Here is a 22,008-nt window from a genome sequence, read left to right on the forward strand (position 1 = left end):
TAGATAAACATTTACCCTAAACCTTGACGTTGGAAATATCAAAAGTTATCAGCTCAAAAAATCACTTCAATTCCGTAATCGTCAAATCCCGGAACTCGACCTGGGCTACCCCGCCACTATGGATTTGCACCGCAATTACCCCTTTCCGGGGAATACTGGCGTCTTTTTCAGTATACTCACAGGTTTTCACGCCATTAATGTACAGCTCGTGGAAATTGCCCCGGCAGCGGATGATGTAGCTGTTCCAGCCATCCTTGTTGAGCACATGGCGGAGGGTACTCAGATCGCCCCCCACGAGTTTTTCGCGCCGGTGTTCATCGTAAATATCGCCCCAATATCCGTCACCAATATCAGCCTGATAGCCCACGATTTTACCATCTTGCAGTATTGAACGGTACTGGATACCACTGTTGATCATCCCGGTCTTGGGGTCGCCCGTCAGTTTGAACAGACACCGGAATTCGAAATCCTCATACTCCTTTACCGTATGCAGGTAGGTATTGGCGGGTATCTTATGAATGCCGTCTCCGCTCCTGATCACGCTGTCGGCCACCCACCAGAGTTTTTGGTTGGCGGGATCTACGGTTTTCCACCCGTTCAGGGTTTTTCCATCGAATAGCGACACCGTTTTTCCCAGGCTTTGGCTTTTCCCCTCGGGCCCTACGGCCATCCACATCAAAAGACACAGCAACAGAATAGCGGTTAGGGGCCTTCTGCCGGCTGAAAACACATAATCCCGATAGGCTTTCATAGAATACACGTTGGTTTGGAAGTTGAATTACGCGGACCATTCATTTCCAATAAACTACCTACTGCCCCCAATCTACTGCCAGGACACCGGCAAGTAACCCCACTAGCCCATTGGAGCGGGTCGGCAGTAGTATTAGGTACCCCCGTTCTTATCCTTTATTTTCGGGTAAGTAGCGCCCGGTAGGTTAAAAAGTATTCGGCATGAAAAAGAGAGATTTCCTGAAATTAAGCGGCATTACGGTGCTGGGTGGCGGACTAGGTACCCCTGCCCGCCCGGAAGTATCCCTGCCTATGGACTTCCCGTACCGACAGCAATTCAATATGTCGGGGTACCGGGCTCCTAAAATCGATACCGTTCGCATGGCGTACATCGGACTGGGTAACCGGGGTGGCGGCGCAGTCAAGCGCATTATTCATCTGGAAAATGTGGAGGTGAAAGCCCTTTGCGACATCCGCCCGGAAAAAGCCAGCGCCGCGGCCAAAACGTTTGAAGGTACCCCGCACAAACCCCAAATCTACTCGGATACTGCCGAATCCTGGAAGAAAGTCTGCGAGCGTCCTGACATCGACCTGGTGTACATCTGTACGCCCTGGAACCTGCACGCGCCCATGGCCCTGTACGCCATGGAACAGGGCAAGCATGTAGCGGTGGAAATTCCCGCCGCCACGACCGAAGCCGATTGCTGGAAGCTGGTGGAAACCTCGGAGCGAACCAAGAAGCATTGCATGATGCTGGAAAACTGCTGCTACGATTTCTTTGAACTCCTCACCCTCAACATGGCCCGGCAGGGGTACTTTGGCGAAATCGTCCACGCCGAAGGAGCCTACATCCACGATATTCTGGATTCATTTTTTGACAAAAATGCCCGCTACGATTTGTGGCGGCTGAAAGAAAACCAGCGCAACGGCAACTTGTACCCCACCCACGGCTTAGGGCCGGTGGCACAAATACTCGACATCAACCGGGGCGACCGGATGGAGTACCTCGTCTCGGTGGCTACCGACGATTTCATGCTGGGCCCGCGCGCCCACGAACTCGCCGCCAGAGACCCCGATTTCCGGCAATTTGCCGGTAAAACGTTCCGGGGCAACATGAACACCACCACCATTCGGACCAGTAAAGGCAAAACCATCATGCTTCAGCACGATGTCAGTTCGCCCCGCCCCTACTCCCGTATACACCTGGTGAGCGGCACGAAAGGTGTGGCGCAGAAGTACCCCCTGGAGGGCGAAGCACAGCGCGGCCGGATTTCCCAGGGACACGAGTGGATTTCAGAGGAGGAATACAAGGCCCTGGAACAGCAGTACCAGCCCGAAATCGTGAAGCGCATCGGCGAACTGGCCAAACAGGTAGGTGGCCACGGCGGCATGGATTTCCTGATGGACTGGCGGCTCATCGACTGCCTGCGCAATGGTCTTCCGCTGGACCAGGATGTATATGATGCCGCGGCGTGGAGTGTGATTGCCCCGCTGACCGAAAAATCGGTGGCCAGTCGTTCCAGTTCGGTCGATATTCCTGATTTTACGGATGGAGCCTGGAAAATAATCGTCCTGTGGATATTTCGCTGATGGAGGGTGGAAATACGCGGGTAAGGTCCTGATTTTAAAAGAAATACTTTTTACCTTTATATTCCGCCATACCTTCTTTGCAGACTAGTCCACTCATAAAGGAAAAACACATGCTAACTCGTCCTCTACTTGTTATTGCCTTCTTTCTGATTTTCAACGATTCAATTTGCCTGAGCCAAAGTGCCCGGGATACGATCGGAATTGAATTGTTGAAACGGTATACCTCACAATCGCCCCGACAGGTGTTCGGGAAAGGCGCGACCATGGTACCCAGTACCTTTCTGCTGGTTCCTAATTTGGCCGCAATGACTAATCTGGCCAAGCATTCTGTACCCGGATACATCTCATTCCAGCTACCGGTTTCAGGTACTTCATCACTTCCTGTCCTTATAAAGGAATCGTCAGTTCTGGCAAAAGGATTTAAGGTCACTACCCCTTCAAACAAGAAAGTTGATTTGCCAGCAGTGAAATTTTATACGGGCAAGCTGGCAGGCGATAATTCTTCATCTGTAACCTTATCCATTTCGGAAGAAAGTATCGAGGGCCTCGTGTATGGAAAAGGGTACTCCTACACGGTTGGCAAAATGCGAGGCAGTAATTCCAAAAACCTTCACATGGTGTACCAGACACATGAACTACCCGAAAGACCTTCCCTGGAATGTACGAGTGTAGAGGCCGTGGTCACGAATTCCTTAAAATCCGCCGTCAGAATCTCAAATCCAACCGCCCGAACAGCCGACGGTGGGTGCCGCCGGGTAGGAATTTATATAGAGGCTGATTTCAACCTCTACCAAACCTGGGGCAGTAACATTCCCTACATCACCAGTCAGATCACGGCGCTCTTCAACAACGTGAAGACGCTGTACGCTAACGAAGGGTTACCTATCGAATTAAGTGAGCTGAAAATATGGGACACACCGGATCCCTACATTTCCGCAGGTAACCGGAACGAATTGTTGGAGCAGTTCAAGAATTACTGGAACGGCCAAGGCAATACTTTCAACGGAGACATTGCCCACCTGCTCTCTTCCAGGATCAACGGCGGAGGGATAGCCTTTGTATTTGTACGAGGAAGATCTAATGCAAATTCTATCGATGATATAGCTTCGGTCTTTTTTAAGCCCGCTTCGCGGGAACTTGCTTTCGGGGTTTCAACGGGGATTGGTGATTCGCCTGTACCCCCGCTGCCTGAGTATTCCTACAAAACCTACCTACTTGCACATGAGTTGGGTCATAATTTCGGACTCCCCCACACGCATTCCTGCCTATGGCCTGGTGGCCCCCTCGACAACTGCGCCACACCGGAGGGTACCTGTTCTACGGGCCCTAATCCCACAAACGGGGGGACCATCATGAGTTATTGTGCTAACCTGGCCAATGGATTCGGGGCTCAACCTGGTGCTAAATTGAGATATGAATTTTTAACGGCTCAAAACCTAATGCATCCTGGTGGTGATCCACCCGGTATTTCGTCCTCTCAAAATACTGTTATGAAAGGGAAAAACGTCGAGATTTCGATTTCCAATTGCTCAGGCTCAGTCCTCTGGGACGATGGGATAGTTACTGGTTCGAGTCGCATCGTCGTCCCAAAGGCCCCGACTGAATATTCGGCACTTTGTATAAATAATGATTGCATGAGTACCTCCGTACAGGCATTCATCAACACCATTTGCGTTCAGTCATCAGCTTGCGCAATAAGTTACTCCACCGATCTGAGTAATATCCATGGCATTTCTGAATTCAGCCTCGGATCCATTACGACTAATGATTTCTACGGTGCTCCCGAAAATCTGAGAACCTCCTACGAAGATTTCACCTGTACCCAGCACGCCATTCTGAAGGCAGGGGAATCGTATCCGTTTAGTTTGAAGGGTACCTATGATAACGGTCAATACGCCCGAATCTACATCGATTATAATGGAGACGGTACTTTCAGCGATGTCGACGAACTGGTGTATAATGGCACCACCTCTACTTCACACCACACCGGAAACATCACTGTTCCGAATTCTGCGCTTCACAACATGCCGATACGTATGAGGGTAATGATGAACCCGCTTTCGCTGAACTCTGCTTGTGAACTTCCCAGCAATGGCCAATACCGATCGGGCAAGGCGAACGACTATGCCGTCACGATAACGGCCCCTACATGTCCGCCGGGTCAGCGCGAAACCGTACAATCGGGCGATTGGAACGATCCGCTGGTGTGGAGTTGCGGTACGCTACCCGATGTTTCCGATTTTGTAAAGATCAATCCTGGTCATTTCATTTCTTTGCCTACTGCCTACACCGGCCAAGCATCGGATATCGAGCTGATCGGTACAATCCAGTACGGGACCGATGCAACACTACAACTGAATCAACATTGAATAAGAAAATCATCAAGGTACCAGAAGCCTGCCTTACCTCTACCTCCCCCCAAAAGTTGCATGAGACAAACCGCTTCCTCCGCCGAAACAGCTACCGTCGCCATATTAAAGCCCAGCCGCCTGGCTTCTATCGATGCCCTGCGTGGCTTCGACATGCTGATGATTGCGGGTGGGGGTACCTTCATCCAACTTCTCGGGGGTAAAACCGGCCTGGCCTGGGTAGACGCCCTGGCCAATCAGTTTGAACATCCCGAATGGCATGGCTTTACTTTCTATGACTTTATTTTCCCCCTTTTCCTTTTTCTGGCGGGTACCTCCCTCCCATTTAGTCTGCAGTCAGGATTAGCGAAGGGTTATTCAAAGGGCAGTTTGCTGCGCAAGGTAGGTAAGCGGATGCTGGTGCTGATCTTACTGGGAATCCTGTATAAAAACGCCCCGCTCGATCCGTTCGATCCCGCCCATATCCGCTACGGGAGCGTATTGGGTCGCATTGGCCTCTCCACTTTCGTGGCCGCGGCGCTTTACCTGCATTTTTCCCCTACACAAAGGTTATTTATCGCCTTGGGTACCCTGGTGCTATACTACCTGGCCCTCGCGTTGATACCAGTTCCCGGCTTTGGGGCGGGCGATTTTTCATTTGAGGGAAATCTGGTAGGCTGGTTCGACCGGCATTTTATGCCCGGACGGCTTTTGCAAAAAACCTATGATGAACTGGCCCTCCTCACCCAGTTACCCGCCGCTTGCCTGGCCATTTTTGGTACCCTGGCGGGTGATACTTTGCTGAATAATGCCTCTGCTGCCCATAAATTGAAAAGACTCCTCATTTTGGGTGTAGTCGGCGTGGTAGTGGCGATGGTATGGAATTTCGCTTTTCCGATCAATAAGCATTTGTGGTCCAGCTCGTTCATCCTGCTTACCGCCGGGCTGGCTTTCCTGCTCCTGGCGCTGTTTTACTGGATCATCGATGTGCGGGGATTCAAGAAATGGACTTTTTTCTTCCGGGTCATCGGCATGAATTCGATAGTCATGTACCTGGCCTACCGGTTCATTGATTTCGACGAATCCGCCCGCCTGCTTTTTTCGGGAATGTATGGCCATGCGGCCGAGACGTGGCAACCCGTGTTCAACGCCCTGGGCGGCTTATTGATCGCGTGGCTGCTGCTGTATTTCCTTTGGCGAAAAAAGGTTTTCGTGAAGGTGTAAAACCACCCACGATTGAATTGCACAAAGTTTTACTCGACACACACTATGAAAAAACCGTTATTCCTATTCGTAGGCACCTCGCTCCTATGGGCCTATTCCCTGGCCTCCGGCCATGCCGACGATCTGTCGGACACCCTGAAGACCACTTTATTCAAACCCTATCGAAATCCTGCTGCCCGGGTAGCGACCGATCCCAATTTATCACAGACTCCGGGGGCTTTTCTGGTAACGCCCGATTTGGCAACCATCCGGCTGCTTGAAAGGTACCCCCGCTCCCGGTACATTTCCGTTGCGTTACCCATTTCCGATCTCCGGACGCTCCCCCTGCTCATTCATGAAATAGCCGTAGTAGCTCCCGACTTTGGGGTGGCTACGGCCTCGGGTAAGCAGGTACCTCTGCCCGCGCTCAAATTCTACGCCGGCCACGTGGTAGGCGACAAGGCCTCCACCGTAGCGCTCAGCGTATCGGCCCTTGGCATTGAGGGGTTGATCTTCGGGAAAGACTATTCCTACACGGTGGGTAAAATCCGGACGACTACTTCAGAATCGCTGCACGTGGTGTACCCCACTCACAAAATACCGGCCCAGTCTGAATTCACCTGTGCGCCGGTGGAGGTACCTTTCCCCGACCCTGATGACCTGCGCCAGGAGGCCACAAGCCGCCGGATGCTTTCCTCCGATTGCCGCGGGGTAACCCTTTATCTGGAAGTCGACCATCAACTTTACCTGGATTGGGGGAGCGATGCCAGTTCTATCACCGCCAAGGTACTGGCTACCCTAGCGAATGTCGTCATACTGTTTCAGAACGAAGGTGTCGAACTGGAAGTAAGCGAGCTAAAAATCTGGGACATCCCCGATCCCTACGAACAGGCAGGTACCCCCAGTGAAATACTCTTTCAATTCAAAAATTACTGGAATGCCCGCGGCAACGCGTTCAACGGTGATATTGCCCATTTGCTCTCGACGCACGTCAGCCGCGGCGGATTGGCTTACTACGGCATTTCGCGCCGGACCACCATCGCCACCCTGAACGATATTTCGGCCGTTTTTTCCAATCCGGCCTCCCGCAGCTTTGCCTTTAGTCTATCTACGGGTGTCCATGACAGTCCCACGCGCACCTTACCCGATTACTCCTACAACGTCTATCTCATCGCCCACGAGCTGGGGCACAACTTTGGTCTGCCCCATACCCAATCCTGCCTGTGGGAGGGCGGCCCCCTCGACGACTGTAGCAGCGTAGAGGATGGTACCTGCCCACCGGGCCCACACCCACCGGACGGGGGTACCCTCATGAGCTATTGCCCCAATCTGGCGAATGGATTTGGCCCACAACCCCGCGCCAAAATGCTATACGAACTGCTGGTGGCCCAAAACCTGGGCCACCCCGGGGTACCTTCCCTCCAGGTTATTCCCGCCGAGGTGACGGCCAACCAGGGTCAGTATACGCATCTGGAACTATCGAACTGCCCGGGTACGGTGCTGTGGAGCGATGGCGTTTTCAGCGGCAATACCCGTACCCTTCTTCCCCAGGTATCCACCACCTACTATGCCGCTTGCCAGACCGACGGATGCCTCAGTGCGGCCGCCCCGGTTTCCGTGACTACGGTATGTGTGAAGGAGTCCGCGTGTACCATCAGCGCTTCCGGTAGTTTGAGCCTGCTGTACGGCATTGCGGAATTTTCCTTCGGTACCCTTTGGTCCAGTGATCCCAATGCGGTACCCGCCAATCTGGGTACTGTCTATGAAGATTTCACCTGTACCCTGCAGACCGTCCTGAAAGCTGGTGAAAGCTATCCCTTTACGCTGTCGGGTACCCTAGGCAATAGCTTGTTTGCCAAAATCTACATGGATTATAACGGCAATGGCCAGTTTAATGAAGCAAACGAATTGGTTTATAACGGTCTTTCGCTTTTACAGCATTCCGGCAGCATAACGGTACCCACTACGGCCCTCCGCAATACTCCCCTGCGGATGCGGGTCATGCTCAATCCGCTCCTGATTCTGAACGCCTGTTCGCTGCCCAGCAATTTTTTGTTCAAAGCCGGAAAAGTCAACGATTACACCGTCACCATTACGGACGGTAGTTGTCCCCCCAATTATCGTGAAACGGTGAAATCAGGCTACTGGGATGATCCGCTGATATGGAGTTGTGGTACCCTACCGACGGCGGTCGACGAGGTAAAAATCAATCCAGGACACTACATTACCCTCCCCGGTAACTACACGAGCCTGACCCGGGGGCTTGATTTGCAGGGGACTATCCAACCGGCCATCAACAGTTGGCTCCATGTGGAGTACCCCTGATTGCATACAAAAGGTACTTACGCAAATCCTTAAGTACCAGGGTACCCTAATCCTTGGGGATGTTGCATTTCTCCTGGTAGCTCGGTTGAAAAGCTAGTAAAAAAAAGAGATACGGAACTTTGTCAACCAGGCGCGGTAGCTATCGATGGCTGCCGCCTATTCCTACTCTTTTTCAATCCGTTAAATCCATGGCGAAGTACCTACCCTTTCTCCTCTTGCTTGGCGTTTCGATGCCGGTTTTTTCCCAAACGGCCAGTACCACTTCGGGCACGTATCCTCCGTTAGTCACCTTCACAGCCCAGCAGGATCATGCTAACATGATGAAGCAACTGGGTATCGAGGCGCTGCGACCGGGTCCGAGTGGTAACGAGTCGGCACCGAACCATGCCAATTACGACGAAACCCAGGCCGATCCGTGTCCCCAGCTGCCGGAGGTACTCACCACCAAAAGTGGCAAGAAAGTAACGACGCCCGAGCAATGGTGGCAGCAACGCCGCCCGGAAATTCAGGAAGATTTTGAAAAAGAAGTGTACGGACGCCTGCCCAAGAACATTCCGAAAGTGACCTGGACGGTAAAAATCACGGATCGGGAATTTGTGGGTTTTACGCCGGTCATCGCCAAGCAGGTCATTGGCCACGTCGACAACAGTACCTACCCTTTGATCAACGTCGACATCAATATGCTAGTGGTGGTGCCGGCAAACGCCAAGGGTCCGGTACCCGTGCTGATGATGTTCGGGCGGCCCTCCTTTCCGGCTCCCGCCCAGCCGGCCCCGGAGCAGATGGAACAAATCAATGAGGCGCTGAAAGCATTGCTCATCAAAGAGAATCCAGAATTGAAGGCCATTTTCGATCAGTATCCGGCCTACACGCCCTTTACCCGCACTACGCCTTCGTTTGGCCCGCCGCCCGCCGGTGACCCTTCGCCCACGCAACAACTGCTGGCCGCGGGCTGGGGGTACGCGACCATCGAGCCCGCCAGCATTCAGGCCGACAACGGCGCGGGTCTGACGCGGGGCATCATTGGCCTGGTGAACAAGGGACAACCCCGGCAACCCGACGACTGGGGTGCCCTGCGCGCCTGGGCCTGGGGTGCTGCCCGGGGCCTCGACTACCTCGAAACCGACCCGATGGTAGACGCCAAAAAAGTAGGCATTGAAGGGGTGTCGCGCTATGGCAAGGCGGCCCTGGTGACGCTGGCGTTTGAGCCGCGCTTCGCCACGGGGCTGATCGGCTCTTCGGGCAAAGGGGGTGCCGCGCTGCACCGCCGGACGTTTGGCGAGGCCGTGGAAAGCCTGACCGGCAGCGGCGAATACCACTGGATGGCCGGCAACTACCTCAAGTACGGCACCGAGCAGGGGACCTTAGGCCGCAAAACCGGCTGCGACCTACCCGTAGATTCGCATGAACTCATCGCGATGGCCGCGCCGCGCCCTGTCTTCATCAGCTACGGCATTCCCGAGAAAGGCGACGCCCGCTGGCTCGACCAGCAGGGTAGCTACATGGCTACCGTGGCGGCGGGACCGGTATTCAAACTCCTCGGTGCCAAAGACCTGGGTACCTCCGGCAACTACCAAACGGAAAAAATGCCTCCCTATAACACCGACGTGCTGGAAGGTACCCTGGCCTGGCGGCAGCACGACGGCGGCCATACGGACGCGCCTAATTTCAAGTACTTTATTCCCTGGGCGAATCAGGAGTTGGGGTATGTGGTGGAGCGGTAGGTGAAATTTGGGTGCCGTTGGATAACTTTTTTACAGATTTTTTTGCGGATTGGGGTAGATTGGGGAAATTTTTATAGAAGTTAATACATTCAGCCCCTTGTTTGTGGGATAAAGACATCTTCGGAAGAATACGACGACCCGAGGTGGTATCGACTGGTACTTTTCCAGGGCGAATTAAAATTGTTCTATGGTAGTAACCTTGAAATTTTTAATTATAATCTTGCAGGTATTACCGTTGAATAAAATATTTATAAAAGTTTCAAATATTTACGAGTTCGTTTGAATATTCAAAAGTTATTTATGAGATTTAACGCGTCGATTAGCTAAGGTCCGTACGCCAGTGTTTGAGTATACATCTCTAACAGATGTAGTAACCTTGCAAAATTAGGTGCAAGGTGGTGAACTGTTCGGCTGGTTCCTTTCTGTAAGGACCACCGCCGTGACTAGCTCAATGGTTGCTGTAAGCATGGTGAATACTTCTGGTAGAATGTTCATGATTGTAACACAATTATTGTTCCAAAGGCACGCCCAAAAGATTGTTATCAATTAATAAGGCATTAAGACGCTACTGGCTACACGTAATAGATTAGATCCCTTTGGGTGGGTGTGTTTATTACTAAAAGGATAGTGCATAATTTAGCTAATCGACACTTTTTATGAGTAGCTGGCTCAGATTGCGACAATACCTTCACATCTCCCCTAAATTTTCAAGTGGCGAATCAAAGGAAACCGACAAATCCAAATACTTCATTATATCTTATGTAACTAACACTACAAATATAAAGCATCATAAATTCTCTCCACTTCTACACTATAAAATCCTGGAATCCAGATTTAGAAGAGATTAAAGATTTATATTAAACGATAACAAAATAGGAAGAAGCCACAAGCTAAAACCAAGAGAAATATATTACTGCAACCATCTCGATTCTCAAATTTTCTCCTACTATGCCAATAAAATTAATGCAGAATTAAAAAAGGTGTACGATAGTAACAAACTTTTAAATAATTCTGTAATAGGATATAGAAAAATAAAAACTAATGATTCTACTAAACGTGGAAAATGCAATATTGATTTTGCATTTGAGGTATTTGATTATATCAAAGAGCATAAATCCCAAAACATATCAGTATTATGTCTGGATATAGAAAAATTTTTTGACAGTATTGATCCCCAGATTCTAAAAAGAAGCTGGGTAAACTTACTAAATTTAAAAACCTTACCAGATCACCACTACGCGGTATTTAAAGCAATTACAAGAGCAAGCTACATTGATTTAGAAAAATTGTTAAAAATTCATCCATATTTTGATATAAAAAAACTCAAATACTTTAAAAACTCTAACAAGAATTCGTTATTTGAAAAATGGGATGACCTCAGGAAATTAAATGATAAATATAAAATCATTCATAGATATAATGGAAAATTAAAAAAGGGAATACCGCAAGGTACACCTATTAGTGCAGCACTTTCTAACCTATATTTTCTGGAAGTTGATATTGACTTATCCAACTTTGTTAATACTTGTAATGGGATATATAGGAGATATTCTGATGATATATTAATTGTATGCGAAACAAAGAATTTATCTAAAATCAAAGATTACATACATGATGCTATTGAAAAAAAGCTAAATTTAAAAATACAAAAGACAAAAACCCAAGAATCATACTTGTTTCGACAAACTGTTGATAGCAAATGGAATCTAGAAACATTTCATTATAGAACTCATTTAAAAAAGTCAGTCATATCATATTTGGGTTTTGATTTTGATGGAGAGTACATTAGAGTTCGAAATAGTAGCATTTCTAATTTTTACAAAAAAATTAGAAGAAGAACTCATTATGCTAGACTTTCTAAAAAAATTAATAAGATGTCTATAAAAGCCAAAGATGAATGGATATTTAGGCGGTCTTTATTCAAGTCCAGTTCTCATCTTGGTGTTAATTTAAAAAAGAAACGCTCCACATCAAAACGCGGAAATTATATCGCTTATCTATATAATGCTGCAAATAGATTACCTGAAACAAATAGGCAAAAAATTATTAGCCAGATTAGAAACCACTGGAAGATAATTTATAAATCTATTAAAGAAAATGAGGAGAAATATGAATTACCAAAACCACCAAAGCCAAAAATGAAAAGATATAAACGTTACAAAACCCAAATCCGTGGGCTATGAGATACAGCTCTTAGGTCCGCCCGTAGCCATTTTATCAGCGATTAGGTCGTCACGACTTATAAATGAGATGATAAGGCTGTTGATTTCAGAAATTCCCCTTCTTGAAAAAGTATACACCGAATTTCACCGGTGCTTTAATTTATCGATAAAGTCCTTCATCTTACGATGACGCTCCATCACGAGGGCGAAATTAGTAGAATTTATTGACGGTGAGCTGGCCTTCATTTCCTGAAAGCTTTTATATTTCTCTTTCTTTTTCATGAGAAAGCGACATTTTATACAAACAAATATAGATAAAGCCCGGTAAAAAAGGAAAATGTAGCTAGTGGAGTCTTTCATTTCTTAATCCGTGGGCTGTGTCCCACAGCCCCTACCCAAACGCCAAAGTACCACGGTTTGAATTAATAACACTAGCCGCGCACCGAATACTAATTTTCGATAAGATTACTTGATCACTCTTTCAGAATTCTCCCCTGGAAAACTTGTCGCTTTTTTGGGCTCACGGCCTGTAAAAAAAACTACCCTGCGTACGGCCAGCGTCTGGCAAAAGGGGGCATGGAGTCCCTATCGTATGGATTCTCAAAAAGCCTCCCCGATAAAGAAGTAAAAGCCCGGGCCCTCGTTGGTCAGGGCGACATCGAGGCGGGTGTAGACGTCTTTCTTGGGGAATATCAGGAACCGCACCCCGGCCCCACCCGACCACACGATGTTGTCGAAAGAGAGCTTACGGAAATCATTGAAAACAGTACCACTGCTGCCGAACACGGCCGCTCCCCACCGTTTGGCAAAAGGGAAGGGGAGCATCCGGTATTCGACCTGAGCGGCCAGCTGGTTTTTGTCCCGAAAGCGACCCAAATAGTAGCCCCGGTTGATGCTTTCGCCCCCCAGCTGAGCCAGCTGATTGAACGGCGTGTTGCCGACGTTGAACTGACCCAGGACTTGGGCAGCCAGCACATCGCGCTCATTGATGCTTTTGTAGAACCGGTTGTCGGAAATAATTGTGGTGAAGGAGAAATCGCTGCCCCAAGTTTTGTCGTACCGCAGCAGGGCCAGCTCCGAGAAGACACCCTCCCTGACATTGAGAACATTGTGGCGCGTATCATACATCAGCCCCAGGCCAAAAGCCAGGTTGGCCGAACCGGTCCCCCGGTGGGTAGCTCTACATCCGAGGAAGAAGCCGGCACGAAACTGACGGAGCTCAACCGTTGAAAGTCCAGCTCCAGTCCGGCGTAAAAGTTGGGTAGCATCTGCCGCAAGGCCCGCTCTTTGATTTGCAGCTGTCTGGTATTGACCAACGCGACGTGCTCGGCGGGCGAATCGGGACCAATGCCATGGAAAAGCACGGGAAAGCTCTGGTAACGGAATCGGCCCGGAAATATCCATTTGTTCTTATCGGTAAACAGGTTGTGGTCAAACCAGAGCCCGTACTGGTTTTCCAGGGTAAAGAACGTGAAACCGTTGACTTCGCTGAGGCGGTTGGTGGTGTCCCCTTTGGCATAATAGACATATAGGCTGCTCAGCCCAATCTCCCAGCTGGTTTCGGGTGCATAGCCGATGGTAGGGTACACCAGAAACTGGGGCCTTGCATTGGACGAAGTGTCGTTGGCTAGACTGTTGATGTAGCGGGTAAGAAAATTTGTTTTCTGGGCCCAGGCCGAGGTTTGACACAGAAGGGCATATAAAGCAAGGGTTAGCAACCAATTTTTCATAGAGATTAGGATACAATACTGTTAAACTGACTCGCGGGACGGTACCATCGACCTATTAACACGCAGCGGAACCTTTTGATTGGATAAGCCGGTAAAATGGGCAAGGTACTGTCTGGTACCCCCGCGACGCCTCTGGCCGAAGCCCTGTCCCACGGCCCGGAATCCAACTTCCGGAAGAGGTACCTTACCCGGCTGTCAAAGCTCCTTCCGGTCCGCAGGTGGCAGCTTTTCCTGTCTGGCCAGGTCGTCCAGCCAACGCATGCGGTAGGCATTCATGGCCGTCTTGCCCAGGCTGTCGATGAGCCGGTAGTTGACCACCAGCCCCACGGCGGCTCCCACGCCGGGGATGAGCTGGGCCATCTTGGCCAGGTCGATGTAGTCGCGGTACTCGAGCTGGAAGGTGAGCCAGTCAAACTGGTTGATGTCGTCGGGCAGGAGTTGGCTTTGCTCATCCCACCGCTCCATCTGTCCATACACCTCCCGACGCCGCTCCTGGCTCGAAAAAGCCAGCTGGAAAATGTGCAGAATGTAGAGCCGCTCGCGGTAGTCGTCGATGGGGTACCCGTAAAGGGCCGCTATTTCGAATAGCATTTTCATTTTGATGGCCAGCAGCAGCGGGAAGTCGGCCATCGCCAGCCAGAAGCCCCCCGCGCCAGTGAGCGCACCTTCAGTCGCCCCGGTTTTCTTATAAAATCCGATCCGATCCCGCACGTCTGCCTCGCGCACTTGCAAAGACGCATCGGTGTCCGGCAGGCGGGTGGTGTACCCCGCGCCGTAGAGTACTCCCCGGGTCATCTGCTTAATGGTCGCCGTTACGGCCTGGTGTACCTTGGCGGGTATGATGCGATTGAGGCGCCGCTGCACCGCCTTGGCCAGCCGGTTGGCTGCCGACGGGGGGCGCTGCATTTTTTGCTGCCACTGCAGCAGCTCGTGCCGGGTGAGTTCTTCGTAAAGCGTCATGGTGTTTTGAAATCAAGGTACCTTGGTAGGGCAAGGTCACTCAATATACTACTTTTCAGGTCAGTCGCTTTGCTTTTTTTCTCTTTTGACAGGTCATGTCAACCCTTTTCAAAACAGAACCGTGTACGGCTTATATCCAGCCTGAGCCCAATCAAACGGTGGAAATTTGAAATAAAGGATTCAAAAGCTATATTTCAATCTGATTCTGGATTCAAAAACCCTACCCCTTATGCATAAAACACTTTACGCCTTGTCACTCCTGGCGGTCGGCTGCACCCAACAGCCCGCTGAACAGGCAAAAAATCCCTTCTCCTCCGGCCAATGGATAGACCTGAGCTACGAATTTTCGGACGAAACCCCGTACTGGCCCACCAGCGGGCCCTTTCGCCTGAATACGGATTTCGAAGGCATCACCCCCGGCGGGTATTACTATTCGGCCTACAACTTCTGCGCGGCCGAACACGGGGGTACCCACCTGGATGCGCCGGTCCATTTTGCCGAGGGTAAGTGGAGTACTGAGCAAATCCCCCTGGAAAACCTGACGGGCGATGCTGTCGTAATCGATGTTTCAGAAAAAGCCCGTACCAATTCGGATTACCAGGTTACCGTCGGCGATATTGAAGCCTGGGAAAAAACCAACGGCCCGATTCCCGACCAGGCGATCGTTTTGTTTCGGACGGGGCATGGTACCTTGTATCCGGATGCCAAAAATTATTTAGGTACCGACGAACGGGGCGCGGAAGCCGTAGCCAAACTACATTTTCCGGGCATCGATCCGGAGGCGGCCGAGTGGCTCGTGGGTAACCGGAAAATCAAAGCCGTAGGGATCGACACCGCCAGCATCGACTTCGGCCAGTCGAAGGACTTTAAAACCCACCAGCTATTTTACGGGGCCAACATCCCGGGTTTTGAGAATGTCGCCAATCTGGATAAGGTACCCACGAAAGGGGCGTATGTGGTGGCTCTTCCCATGAAGATAAAAGGCGGCAGCGGGGCACCGCTGAGAATCGTTGCCTGGTTGCAGGATTGAGTACCTACCCTACCTTTCACAAAGTAAAAAAAACGAATTAGCAACCGGGTAGGGATTCGGCAGAGAAATACGTGAGATTTGACCTCTGATAATACGCAATCAACGAAGGTATGAGCCGCCTTGCATTCTGTCTGCTATTTTTTATCGCGGCCTGCGGTACTACCCCCGCCCAGACGGCCTCGCCCCAGCAGTCCTTGAATCAATACGTGGCTTTTCTGAACCAGTCGGTGGAAGAGGTAATCCGCCGGTTCGACATGGTGCGCGCTTACCAGGAAGATGTGACCCGTTATCGGAACAAGCCTGATTTCCTGTTGAGGTTGGCTTCTTCGGGGCCGTTGGAAGAATTTTATTACCAAAAAGCCTTGGCGGGCAGCGGACTGACCGCCAGCGAAAAACAACACCTCAACGCCGGTACCGAAGCGCTCTGGCAGCTGCTCACCCAACTAGATCAAACCGGCAAAGCCCTGGAAACCTACGTCCGGCTGAAAAACTACCAGAACGACAATCTTCGCCAGTCCGATCAATTGATTAGCGAAATGCAGGCTCATTTTTTGGCGTTCAGCCGGGATAAAACCGCGCTTTTTGAGCAGATTCAGAGCGTGTACCGTCATTACCTACCGACCTCGCCTACCGACCCCTACCTGGCCACCGAAAAAGATATGGAGCAAATCCTACTGAGTCAGCAGCAACTACTCGATTCGCTGCCGTACTACCTGCAGGAAGATCAACCCACCGTATGGCCTGTGGACCGGGTGCAGGCAAGTATGCTGGCCGATGAAAAATGGTTGGGTACTTTTGGTAAGGCTCAATCAAAAATTGCCTACCCTGCTTCCGATATGGTGAATGCTTTCAAATCGGAACTCCTGGCCATACAGGCCGTAAAGCAGCGAGCCATTGACGAAAACACCTATGCCGCCCGGCAGTCGGCCCACTATGGCAATGGGGTTTATCTGTCGTTGATCAAACAGTACAATCAGGGTCTGCTGGGCATTCATCGCAGTTTTGTCCTGTACAGCAAATCGGCCCGTCCGCTACTCGACTATCCGTCGTATAGCCCAGTCTTTACACCGCAGTCTTCCCAATCGGTCGCTCCGACCACAGCCCGGACGGTACCTTTTCAAGACAAACCCCGTCCCGACTTTACCCTCAAACCGTCCGCCACTCCGGCTTCCCGCGCGCTGTTTGAAACCCTGAATGGCTACGTGGAATGGATCAATGAGTCGCTGCGGCAGATGCATACCTTACAGGTACTTGTGCGCAACTATCAGCAGTCGGCCGAATATTACCGTGATCCGGCCCGCGCTTCGCAACGGGCAAACCTCACGTATTCCCACGAGGACTTTAAGGTACCTCTTTCGGCCTATCAGCTCCTGATGACCCACAGCACATCCTTACCCGGACCGTACCGCACGGCGGTTCAGGATCAGGCGGAGGTACTTAGGAGTATGTTACAGGAAATGGATGGCCTGAGCATTGAGTTGATTTCGTACACCCGTGAAAAACAGTATTTGCAGGATCGATTGACCCGTTCCGATGCCATACTGAACCGTTACGCCCATCTGTTCGATACGTTCGATCAAAAGAAAGAGCAGCTATATACCGACATCAGGCGCATTTATGAAAGCTACCCGGCAGCTAGTCCCACCAGTTCGTGGCAGGTAGCCGGGCATGCTTTACAGCGTACGCTGGATGAGGATCATGAAATTTTGTTTGGCGTAAAAGGGTACCTGAAAGGGGAAGCCAATCAGCTACCCGGCACCACCCGGGCAGAAACCAGCGCCCGGCAACTGATTGCCGATGAGTACCAGAACCTGAAGGGGTTGCCGCGCTATGGGCGGAGTAATGGCCTGTGTCCCTACTCGCCCTACGAAGACCTGGCCGAGAACACATCCCGTTTCGCTGGCATGGCACAGGCCGTCAAGCCCGTCCCGGCCAATTATACCCGGCACCCGTACGAATCCTTTTACTACTTCTACAACAATGAGCTGGTTTATCAGTACAACAAGTTCAGCGAACTGGCGGCCGGGAAAAACATCCTGTTGCTCAAAGCAGTTCGACAACCCGACCTCTTCATTCTCCAACGCTTTCCTGCCCGGGCGGCAGTAGCGGCCAACACCCGACCTTCCGCCAAGCAAGGGGTACCTGACAACAAGCCGATTGTAGAAAACAAACCAGCCGAAAAACTTTCCGGGAAGCCCGCGAATGAATCCATCGCAGCAATTGATCCACAAAAGCCACAGATAGTTCGCGACACGGTTTATATAAAAGAAACCCGGGTAGATACCGTTTACATCGACCGAACCGATCAGCGGGAGGTCACGCGTTCCTTGGCCGGTTTTGCAGCGAACAACATGATTTTGCTGCTGGATGTGTCGGGATCAATGGATTCGCCGGTCAAACTACCTTTGCTGAAGCGCTCCATCAAATCGTTGCTCCCGCTGCTCCGTCCCGAGGATCAACTCTCGATCGTGGTGTATTCGGGCAAGGCCCGGATTGCCCTTAAACCTACCTCGGGCGCCGAAACGGCCATGATCGCCCGGGTCATCGACCAACTCAGCTCGACCGGCGAAACGGATGGAAACGGCGGGCTCACGCTGGCTTACAAGGTAGCCAACAAACAATACATCCGGGCGGGAAACAACCGGATTATTCTGGCCACCGATGGCGAGTTTCCCGTCAGCAATGAAGTACTTCAACTGATTGACGAGAACGCCCGCCAGGATATTTTTCTGACGGTATTTACTTTTGGTCGAAATCCGTTTATGGGGAAAAATCTCAAAAAACTCAGTCAGGCAGGCAGGGGTACCTATACCCACGTTACCGACCAAACGGCTGATTTGCAGCTTATTCTGGAAGCCCAGGCGAAGCAGGTACCTTCTAAATAATAGCAGTTTGGCAGCTAGGGCTTGTTAGCCGATTCGCTAACTCAATCTCGTTTCCTGATCAGCCCCTCCTGCACCACGGAGGCTACCAACTGCCCCTGCTGATCGAACACGCTGCCCCGGGTGAAGCCGCGCGCATTAGAGGCGCTGGGGCTATCGAGTGCATAAAGCAGCCACTCATCGATGCGAAAAGAGCGGTGAAACCACATGGCGTGGTCCAGGCTGGCGAGGAACAGTTCGTTGGGTTTTACCTTATCCCAATGGGGCAAGGTAGCGGTAGTCAGCAGATTATAATCGGAGGCATAAGCCAGAATCGCCTGGTGCAGCCGGATGTCGTCGGGTAGCTCGCCCTTGGCCTTCACCCACACGTGCCGAAACGGCGCGTACTCCTTACCCGACATCGGGTTCAACTTTTCGACCGGGCGAAATTCCAACGGCCGGGGAAAGGTGAGACTCCGGTAAATTTCCGGAGCTGCTTCTTTGAATACCTCCGCGAGCTTCTCGTCCGACACCAGCATGTCGGGCGAAGGTACATTGGGCATACTGATCTGATGGTCCAACCCTTCCTGCACCGACTGAAACGACGCGCCCATGCTGAAAATGGGGGTACCTTTCTGGATCGCGACAACGCGGCGGGTGGAGAAACTCCCCCCGTCCCGGATGCGGTCGACTTCATAAATGATCGGCTGGCTGATATCACCCGCTAGAATGAAATAGGCCTGCATGGAATGTACCAGCCGGTCGTCGGGTACGGTACGCTGACAGGCGTTCAGGGCCTGCGCCAGTACCTGTCCGCCAAACACCCGTTTCCAGGGCGCCTGGTAATTGGCCCCCCGATAAATATTTTCCTCAATTTTTTCGAGGTTAAGAAGGTCGATCAATTCCTGGACGTTGGTCATTTTGGGGCTATTGGCTGTTAGCCATTGGCTGATGGCTTAATGATTATTATAAGTTATTTATTCGCTATCAAGATAAGAGCCTTCCTCGGTCTTGGTGGAGTTGGCGATCATGCGGTTGATCTCCTCCATTTCCCGAGGCGTCAGATTCCGCCATTTTCCGACGGGAAGGTTATCGAGTGTCACGTTCATGATGCGCACCCGTTTGAGACGGGTTACCGAATAACCCAGGTAGGTGCACATGCGTCGGATCTGGCGATTCAGGCCCTGAGTCAAAATAATTCGGAAAGTATGGCGGCTTAGTTGCTCCACCAAGCACTTTTGCGTCACCGTATCCAGAATAGGTACCCCATTCTGCATTTTCCTGATAAATTCGGCCGTAATCGGCCGATCCACGGCCACTTCGTACTCTTTCTCATGTTGATTGCCAGCCCGCAGGATTTTGTTCACAATATCGCCATTGCTCGTCAAAAAGATGAGTCCTTCGGAGGGTTTATCCAGCCGGCCTATTGGGAATATGCGCTCAGGATGATGGATGTAATCAATAATATTTCCCTTGATGTGGCGCTCCGTGGTGCAGGTAATGCCCACAGGTTTATTGAACGCAATATATACCTCGGCTTTCTTTTGAGGGTTGATCGATTTTCCCCCTACCCTTACCTCATCGGCTGATGTTGCTTTATCACCCAGCACGGCTACGCGTCCGTTAATAGTGACCTTGCCCTGTTCGATCCACTTATCCGCTTCCCGCCTCGAGCAGAATCCTGTCTCGCTGATGAATTTGTTTAGCCGGGTACCTTGCTCCTGTTCCATACCTACCGCATTGATTATCTTTTTCCGATCTCCTGCCACGTTTCTACATCGTGTAAAAAAACGTTAAAATCTACGTATCCCCTAATTCCGTCCGCCACGCCCCGTTCGCTGTGCTGCCAGAACAATACGTTGGTACTTTCGGCCAGGTCGTTCAAATGTACCCGGGAGTACCCCGCCAGCCAGAGAGGATATTCGTCAAAATTTCCGGCGATGTATTTCTGGTAAAAATGCTCGTTGGTGTAGATGATCGGACGCACCCTGTACTGCTTTTCGATAATACTCAGCCAGTTGCCTACCCCTTTGATGATGATTTCGGGTGGCTTACCCGCTTCAATTTCCAGATCCAGCACGGGTGGCAAATCACCGGCCTGCATCGTAACCCGCTTAATAAAATTCTCCGCCTGCAAATTGGAATATACCCTCGGGTTGTAGAAATGGTACGCGCCCCGCCGCATACCCACCCGGCGTGCTTCGCGCCAGTTGCGGGCAAACTCCCGATCGAAATGCGTTGCACCTTCGGTAGCTTTGAGGTATACAAAATCGATGCGCACGCTACCGCCCTGTACTTTTTTAAGTTTATCCCAGTCGATACGGGCATTGTGATGCGATACATCGATGCCATGAATGGCATAACGCAACGGCAGGCGAATCCCGAAGCTGCGCACGTAAGTCCATTCGTTTTCATTCCGATGGCTCAGCCACCAGATCCCCAGCGAAACAACCAGCACTACGCCCCCCAAAATAAGCCATCCTTTCAGTGGAAGTGGTGGGTTTCGGGGTGGTTTTGTCAAAATTGTTTTCTTTCGTTTATGCGCCATGCCGGGGCGAAATTATAAAAAAAGCCGCTCCAACAGGAGCGGCTTTTTTTATATTATAATAGTAAAACCGATTATTTGTTGGGCTGTGGTGTGTAGCGCAAATAAGGTTTAACCATTTTTACTCCCTTCGTGAATTTCTTCTGAGCATCCTCCGTACTGATCGAAGGTACCACGATCACATCGTCACCATCCTGCCAGTCGGCGGGGTAGCTACAGAGTGGTTGGCGGTAAGTTGCAGGGAATCAATCACACGAAGCAATTCATTGAAATTACGTCCCGTAGAGGCAGGGTACGTCAGCGTCAGTTTTATTTTCTTATCGGGGCCAATGATGAATACCGAACGTACCGTCGACTTTTCACTGGCGTTAGGGTGGATCATGTCATACAACTCGGCTACTTTCCGACCTTCGTCGGCAATGAGCGGGAAGTTCACCTCGGTACCATTGACCTCGTTGATGTCGGGCAACCAGCGATTGTGCGAGTCGAGATCGTCTACACTTACGGCCAGTACCTTTACCCCCCGCTTCTCAAATTCACCTTTTAAAAGGGCGGTTTTCCCAAGTTCCGTAGTGCAAACAGGGGTAAAATCAGCCGGATGCGAGAATAGCATTCCCCAGCTGTCACCGAGCCATTCATGAAATTTGATCGGACCTTGCGTTGTATTCGCTTCAAAATCGGGGGCGATATCTCCTAATCTAAGTGACATAATGTTGATTGGTTTTGGGGTTTTAAATTCTATTTAGTAATCTATCAAAGTGATAGACTTTGAGAACACCAACGCCCCTTGTTTCATTCCCC

At 50.8% G+C, this 22,008-nt stretch carries 14 protein-coding genes and 2 pseudogenes; 8 read left to right on the forward strand and 8 right to left on the reverse strand.

Annotated features, from left to right (window positions below; genetic code table 11):
* Window positions 1–61: 61 nt before the first annotated feature.
* A complete protein-coding gene (locus GBK04_RS28035; protein WP_152765605.1) occupies window positions 62–751 on the reverse strand; it encodes a 3-keto-disaccharide hydrolase in 690 nt (229 codons plus the stop codon).
* A 200-nt stretch (window positions 752–951) separates the two neighbouring features.
* Here GBK04_RS28035 and GBK04_RS28040 point away from each other — a divergent pair.
* The 6 genes and pseudogenes from GBK04_RS28040 to GBK04_RS28065 all read left to right on the forward strand — a co-directional run bounded on the left by GBK04_RS28040 (window position 952) and on the right by GBK04_RS28065 (window position 12,102).
* A pseudogene (locus GBK04_RS28040) lies at window positions 952–2,351 on the forward strand (Gfo/Idh/MocA family protein).
* 78 nt (window positions 2,352–2,429) lie between these two features.
* Window positions 2,430–4,688 (forward strand): M12 family metallo-peptidase, encoded by a 2,259-nt coding sequence (locus GBK04_RS28045; RefSeq protein WP_152765608.1) that lies wholly within the window; start codon window positions 2,430–2,432, stop codon window positions 4,686–4,688.
* 60 nt (window positions 4,689–4,748) lie between these two features.
* On the forward strand, window positions 4,749–5,891 hold the full coding sequence (locus tag GBK04_RS28050; protein WP_152765610.1) for an acyltransferase family protein: 1,143 nt from the start codon (window positions 4,749–4,751) through the stop codon (window positions 5,889–5,891).
* A 45-nt stretch (window positions 5,892–5,936) separates the two neighbouring features.
* On the forward strand, window positions 5,937–8,195 hold the full coding sequence (locus GBK04_RS28055) for a M12 family metallo-peptidase (RefSeq protein WP_152765613.1): 2,259 nt from the start codon (window positions 5,937–5,939) through the stop codon (window positions 8,193–8,195).
* A 188-nt stretch (window positions 8,196–8,383) separates the two neighbouring features.
* Window positions 8,384–9,919: an alpha/beta hydrolase family protein gene (locus tag GBK04_RS28060; protein WP_152765616.1), complete on the forward strand. Its 1,536-nt coding sequence runs from the start codon at window positions 8,384–8,386 to the stop codon at window positions 9,917–9,919.
* A 959-nt stretch (window positions 9,920–10,878) separates the two neighbouring features.
* Entirely contained in the window at window positions 10,879–12,102 is a 1,224-nt protein-coding gene (locus GBK04_RS28065) for a reverse transcriptase domain-containing protein (RefSeq protein ID WP_373331490.1), read from the forward strand.
* A 579-nt stretch (window positions 12,103–12,681) separates the two neighbouring features.
* Here GBK04_RS28065 and GBK04_RS31270 read toward each other — a convergent pair.
* From GBK04_RS31270 to GBK04_RS28075, 3 genes are all read right to left on the reverse strand, one after another.
* A complete protein-coding gene (locus tag GBK04_RS31270) occupies window positions 12,682–13,209 on the reverse strand; it encodes a BamA/TamA family outer membrane protein (protein ID WP_373331425.1) in 528 nt (175 codons plus the stop codon).
* Window positions 13,209–13,811, reverse strand: a complete 603-nt coding sequence (locus GBK04_RS31275; RefSeq protein WP_373331426.1) for a hypothetical protein — start codon at window positions 13,809–13,811, stop codon at window positions 13,209–13,211. The genes GBK04_RS31270 and GBK04_RS31275 overlap by 1 nt, the downstream gene beginning before the upstream one ends.
* A gap of 195 nt (window positions 13,812–14,006) precedes the next feature.
* A complete protein-coding gene (locus GBK04_RS28075; RefSeq protein ID WP_152765620.1) occupies window positions 14,007–14,771 on the reverse strand; it encodes an EcsC family protein in 765 nt (254 codons plus the stop codon).
* A 229-nt stretch (window positions 14,772–15,000) separates the two neighbouring features.
* Here GBK04_RS28075 and GBK04_RS28080 point away from each other — a divergent pair, with 229 nt between their 5' ends.
* The gene (locus tag GBK04_RS28080) at window positions 15,001–15,801 is read left to right on the forward strand and encodes a cyclase family protein (protein WP_152765623.1); all 801 of its coding nucleotides are present in this window, start codon (window positions 15,001–15,003) and stop codon (window positions 15,799–15,801) included.
* A gap of 110 nt (window positions 15,802–15,911) precedes the next feature.
* Window positions 15,912–18,686 (forward strand): vWA domain-containing protein, encoded by a 2,775-nt coding sequence (locus GBK04_RS28085; RefSeq protein WP_152765625.1) that lies wholly within the window; start codon window positions 15,912–15,914, stop codon window positions 18,684–18,686.
* A 41-nt stretch (window positions 18,687–18,727) separates the two neighbouring features.
* Here GBK04_RS28085 and tesB read toward each other — a convergent pair whose 3' ends face one another.
* From tesB to GBK04_RS28105, 4 genes and pseudogenes are all read right to left on the reverse strand, one after another.
* Window positions 18,728–19,582 carry an acyl-CoA thioesterase II gene (gene tesB, locus GBK04_RS28090; RefSeq protein ID WP_152765627.1) on the reverse strand — a complete coding sequence of 285 codons (855 nt, stop codon included), beginning with the start codon at window positions 19,580–19,582 and terminating at the stop codon, window positions 18,728–18,730.
* Between the two features lie 57 nt (window positions 19,583–19,639).
* A complete protein-coding gene (gene rluF / locus GBK04_RS28095; RefSeq protein WP_152765628.1) occupies window positions 19,640–20,392 on the reverse strand; it encodes a 23S rRNA pseudouridine(2604) synthase RluF in 753 nt (250 codons plus the stop codon).
* A gap of 14 nt (window positions 20,393–20,406) precedes the next feature.
* On the reverse strand, window positions 20,407–21,183 hold the full coding sequence (locus tag GBK04_RS28100) for a glycoside hydrolase family 25 protein (RefSeq protein ID WP_373331427.1): 777 nt from the start codon (window positions 21,181–21,183) through the stop codon (window positions 20,407–20,409).
* Between the two features lie 98 nt (window positions 21,184–21,281).
* Window positions 21,282–21,916 (reverse strand): annotated as a pseudogene (locus GBK04_RS28105) (peroxiredoxin).
* Between the last annotated feature and the right edge of the window lie 92 nt (window positions 21,917–22,008).

The organism is Salmonirosea aquatica, from assembly GCF_009296315.1.
In the GTDB taxonomy this organism is placed as follows: Bacteria; Bacteroidota; Bacteroidia; order Cytophagales; family Spirosomataceae; genus Salmonirosea; species Salmonirosea aquatica.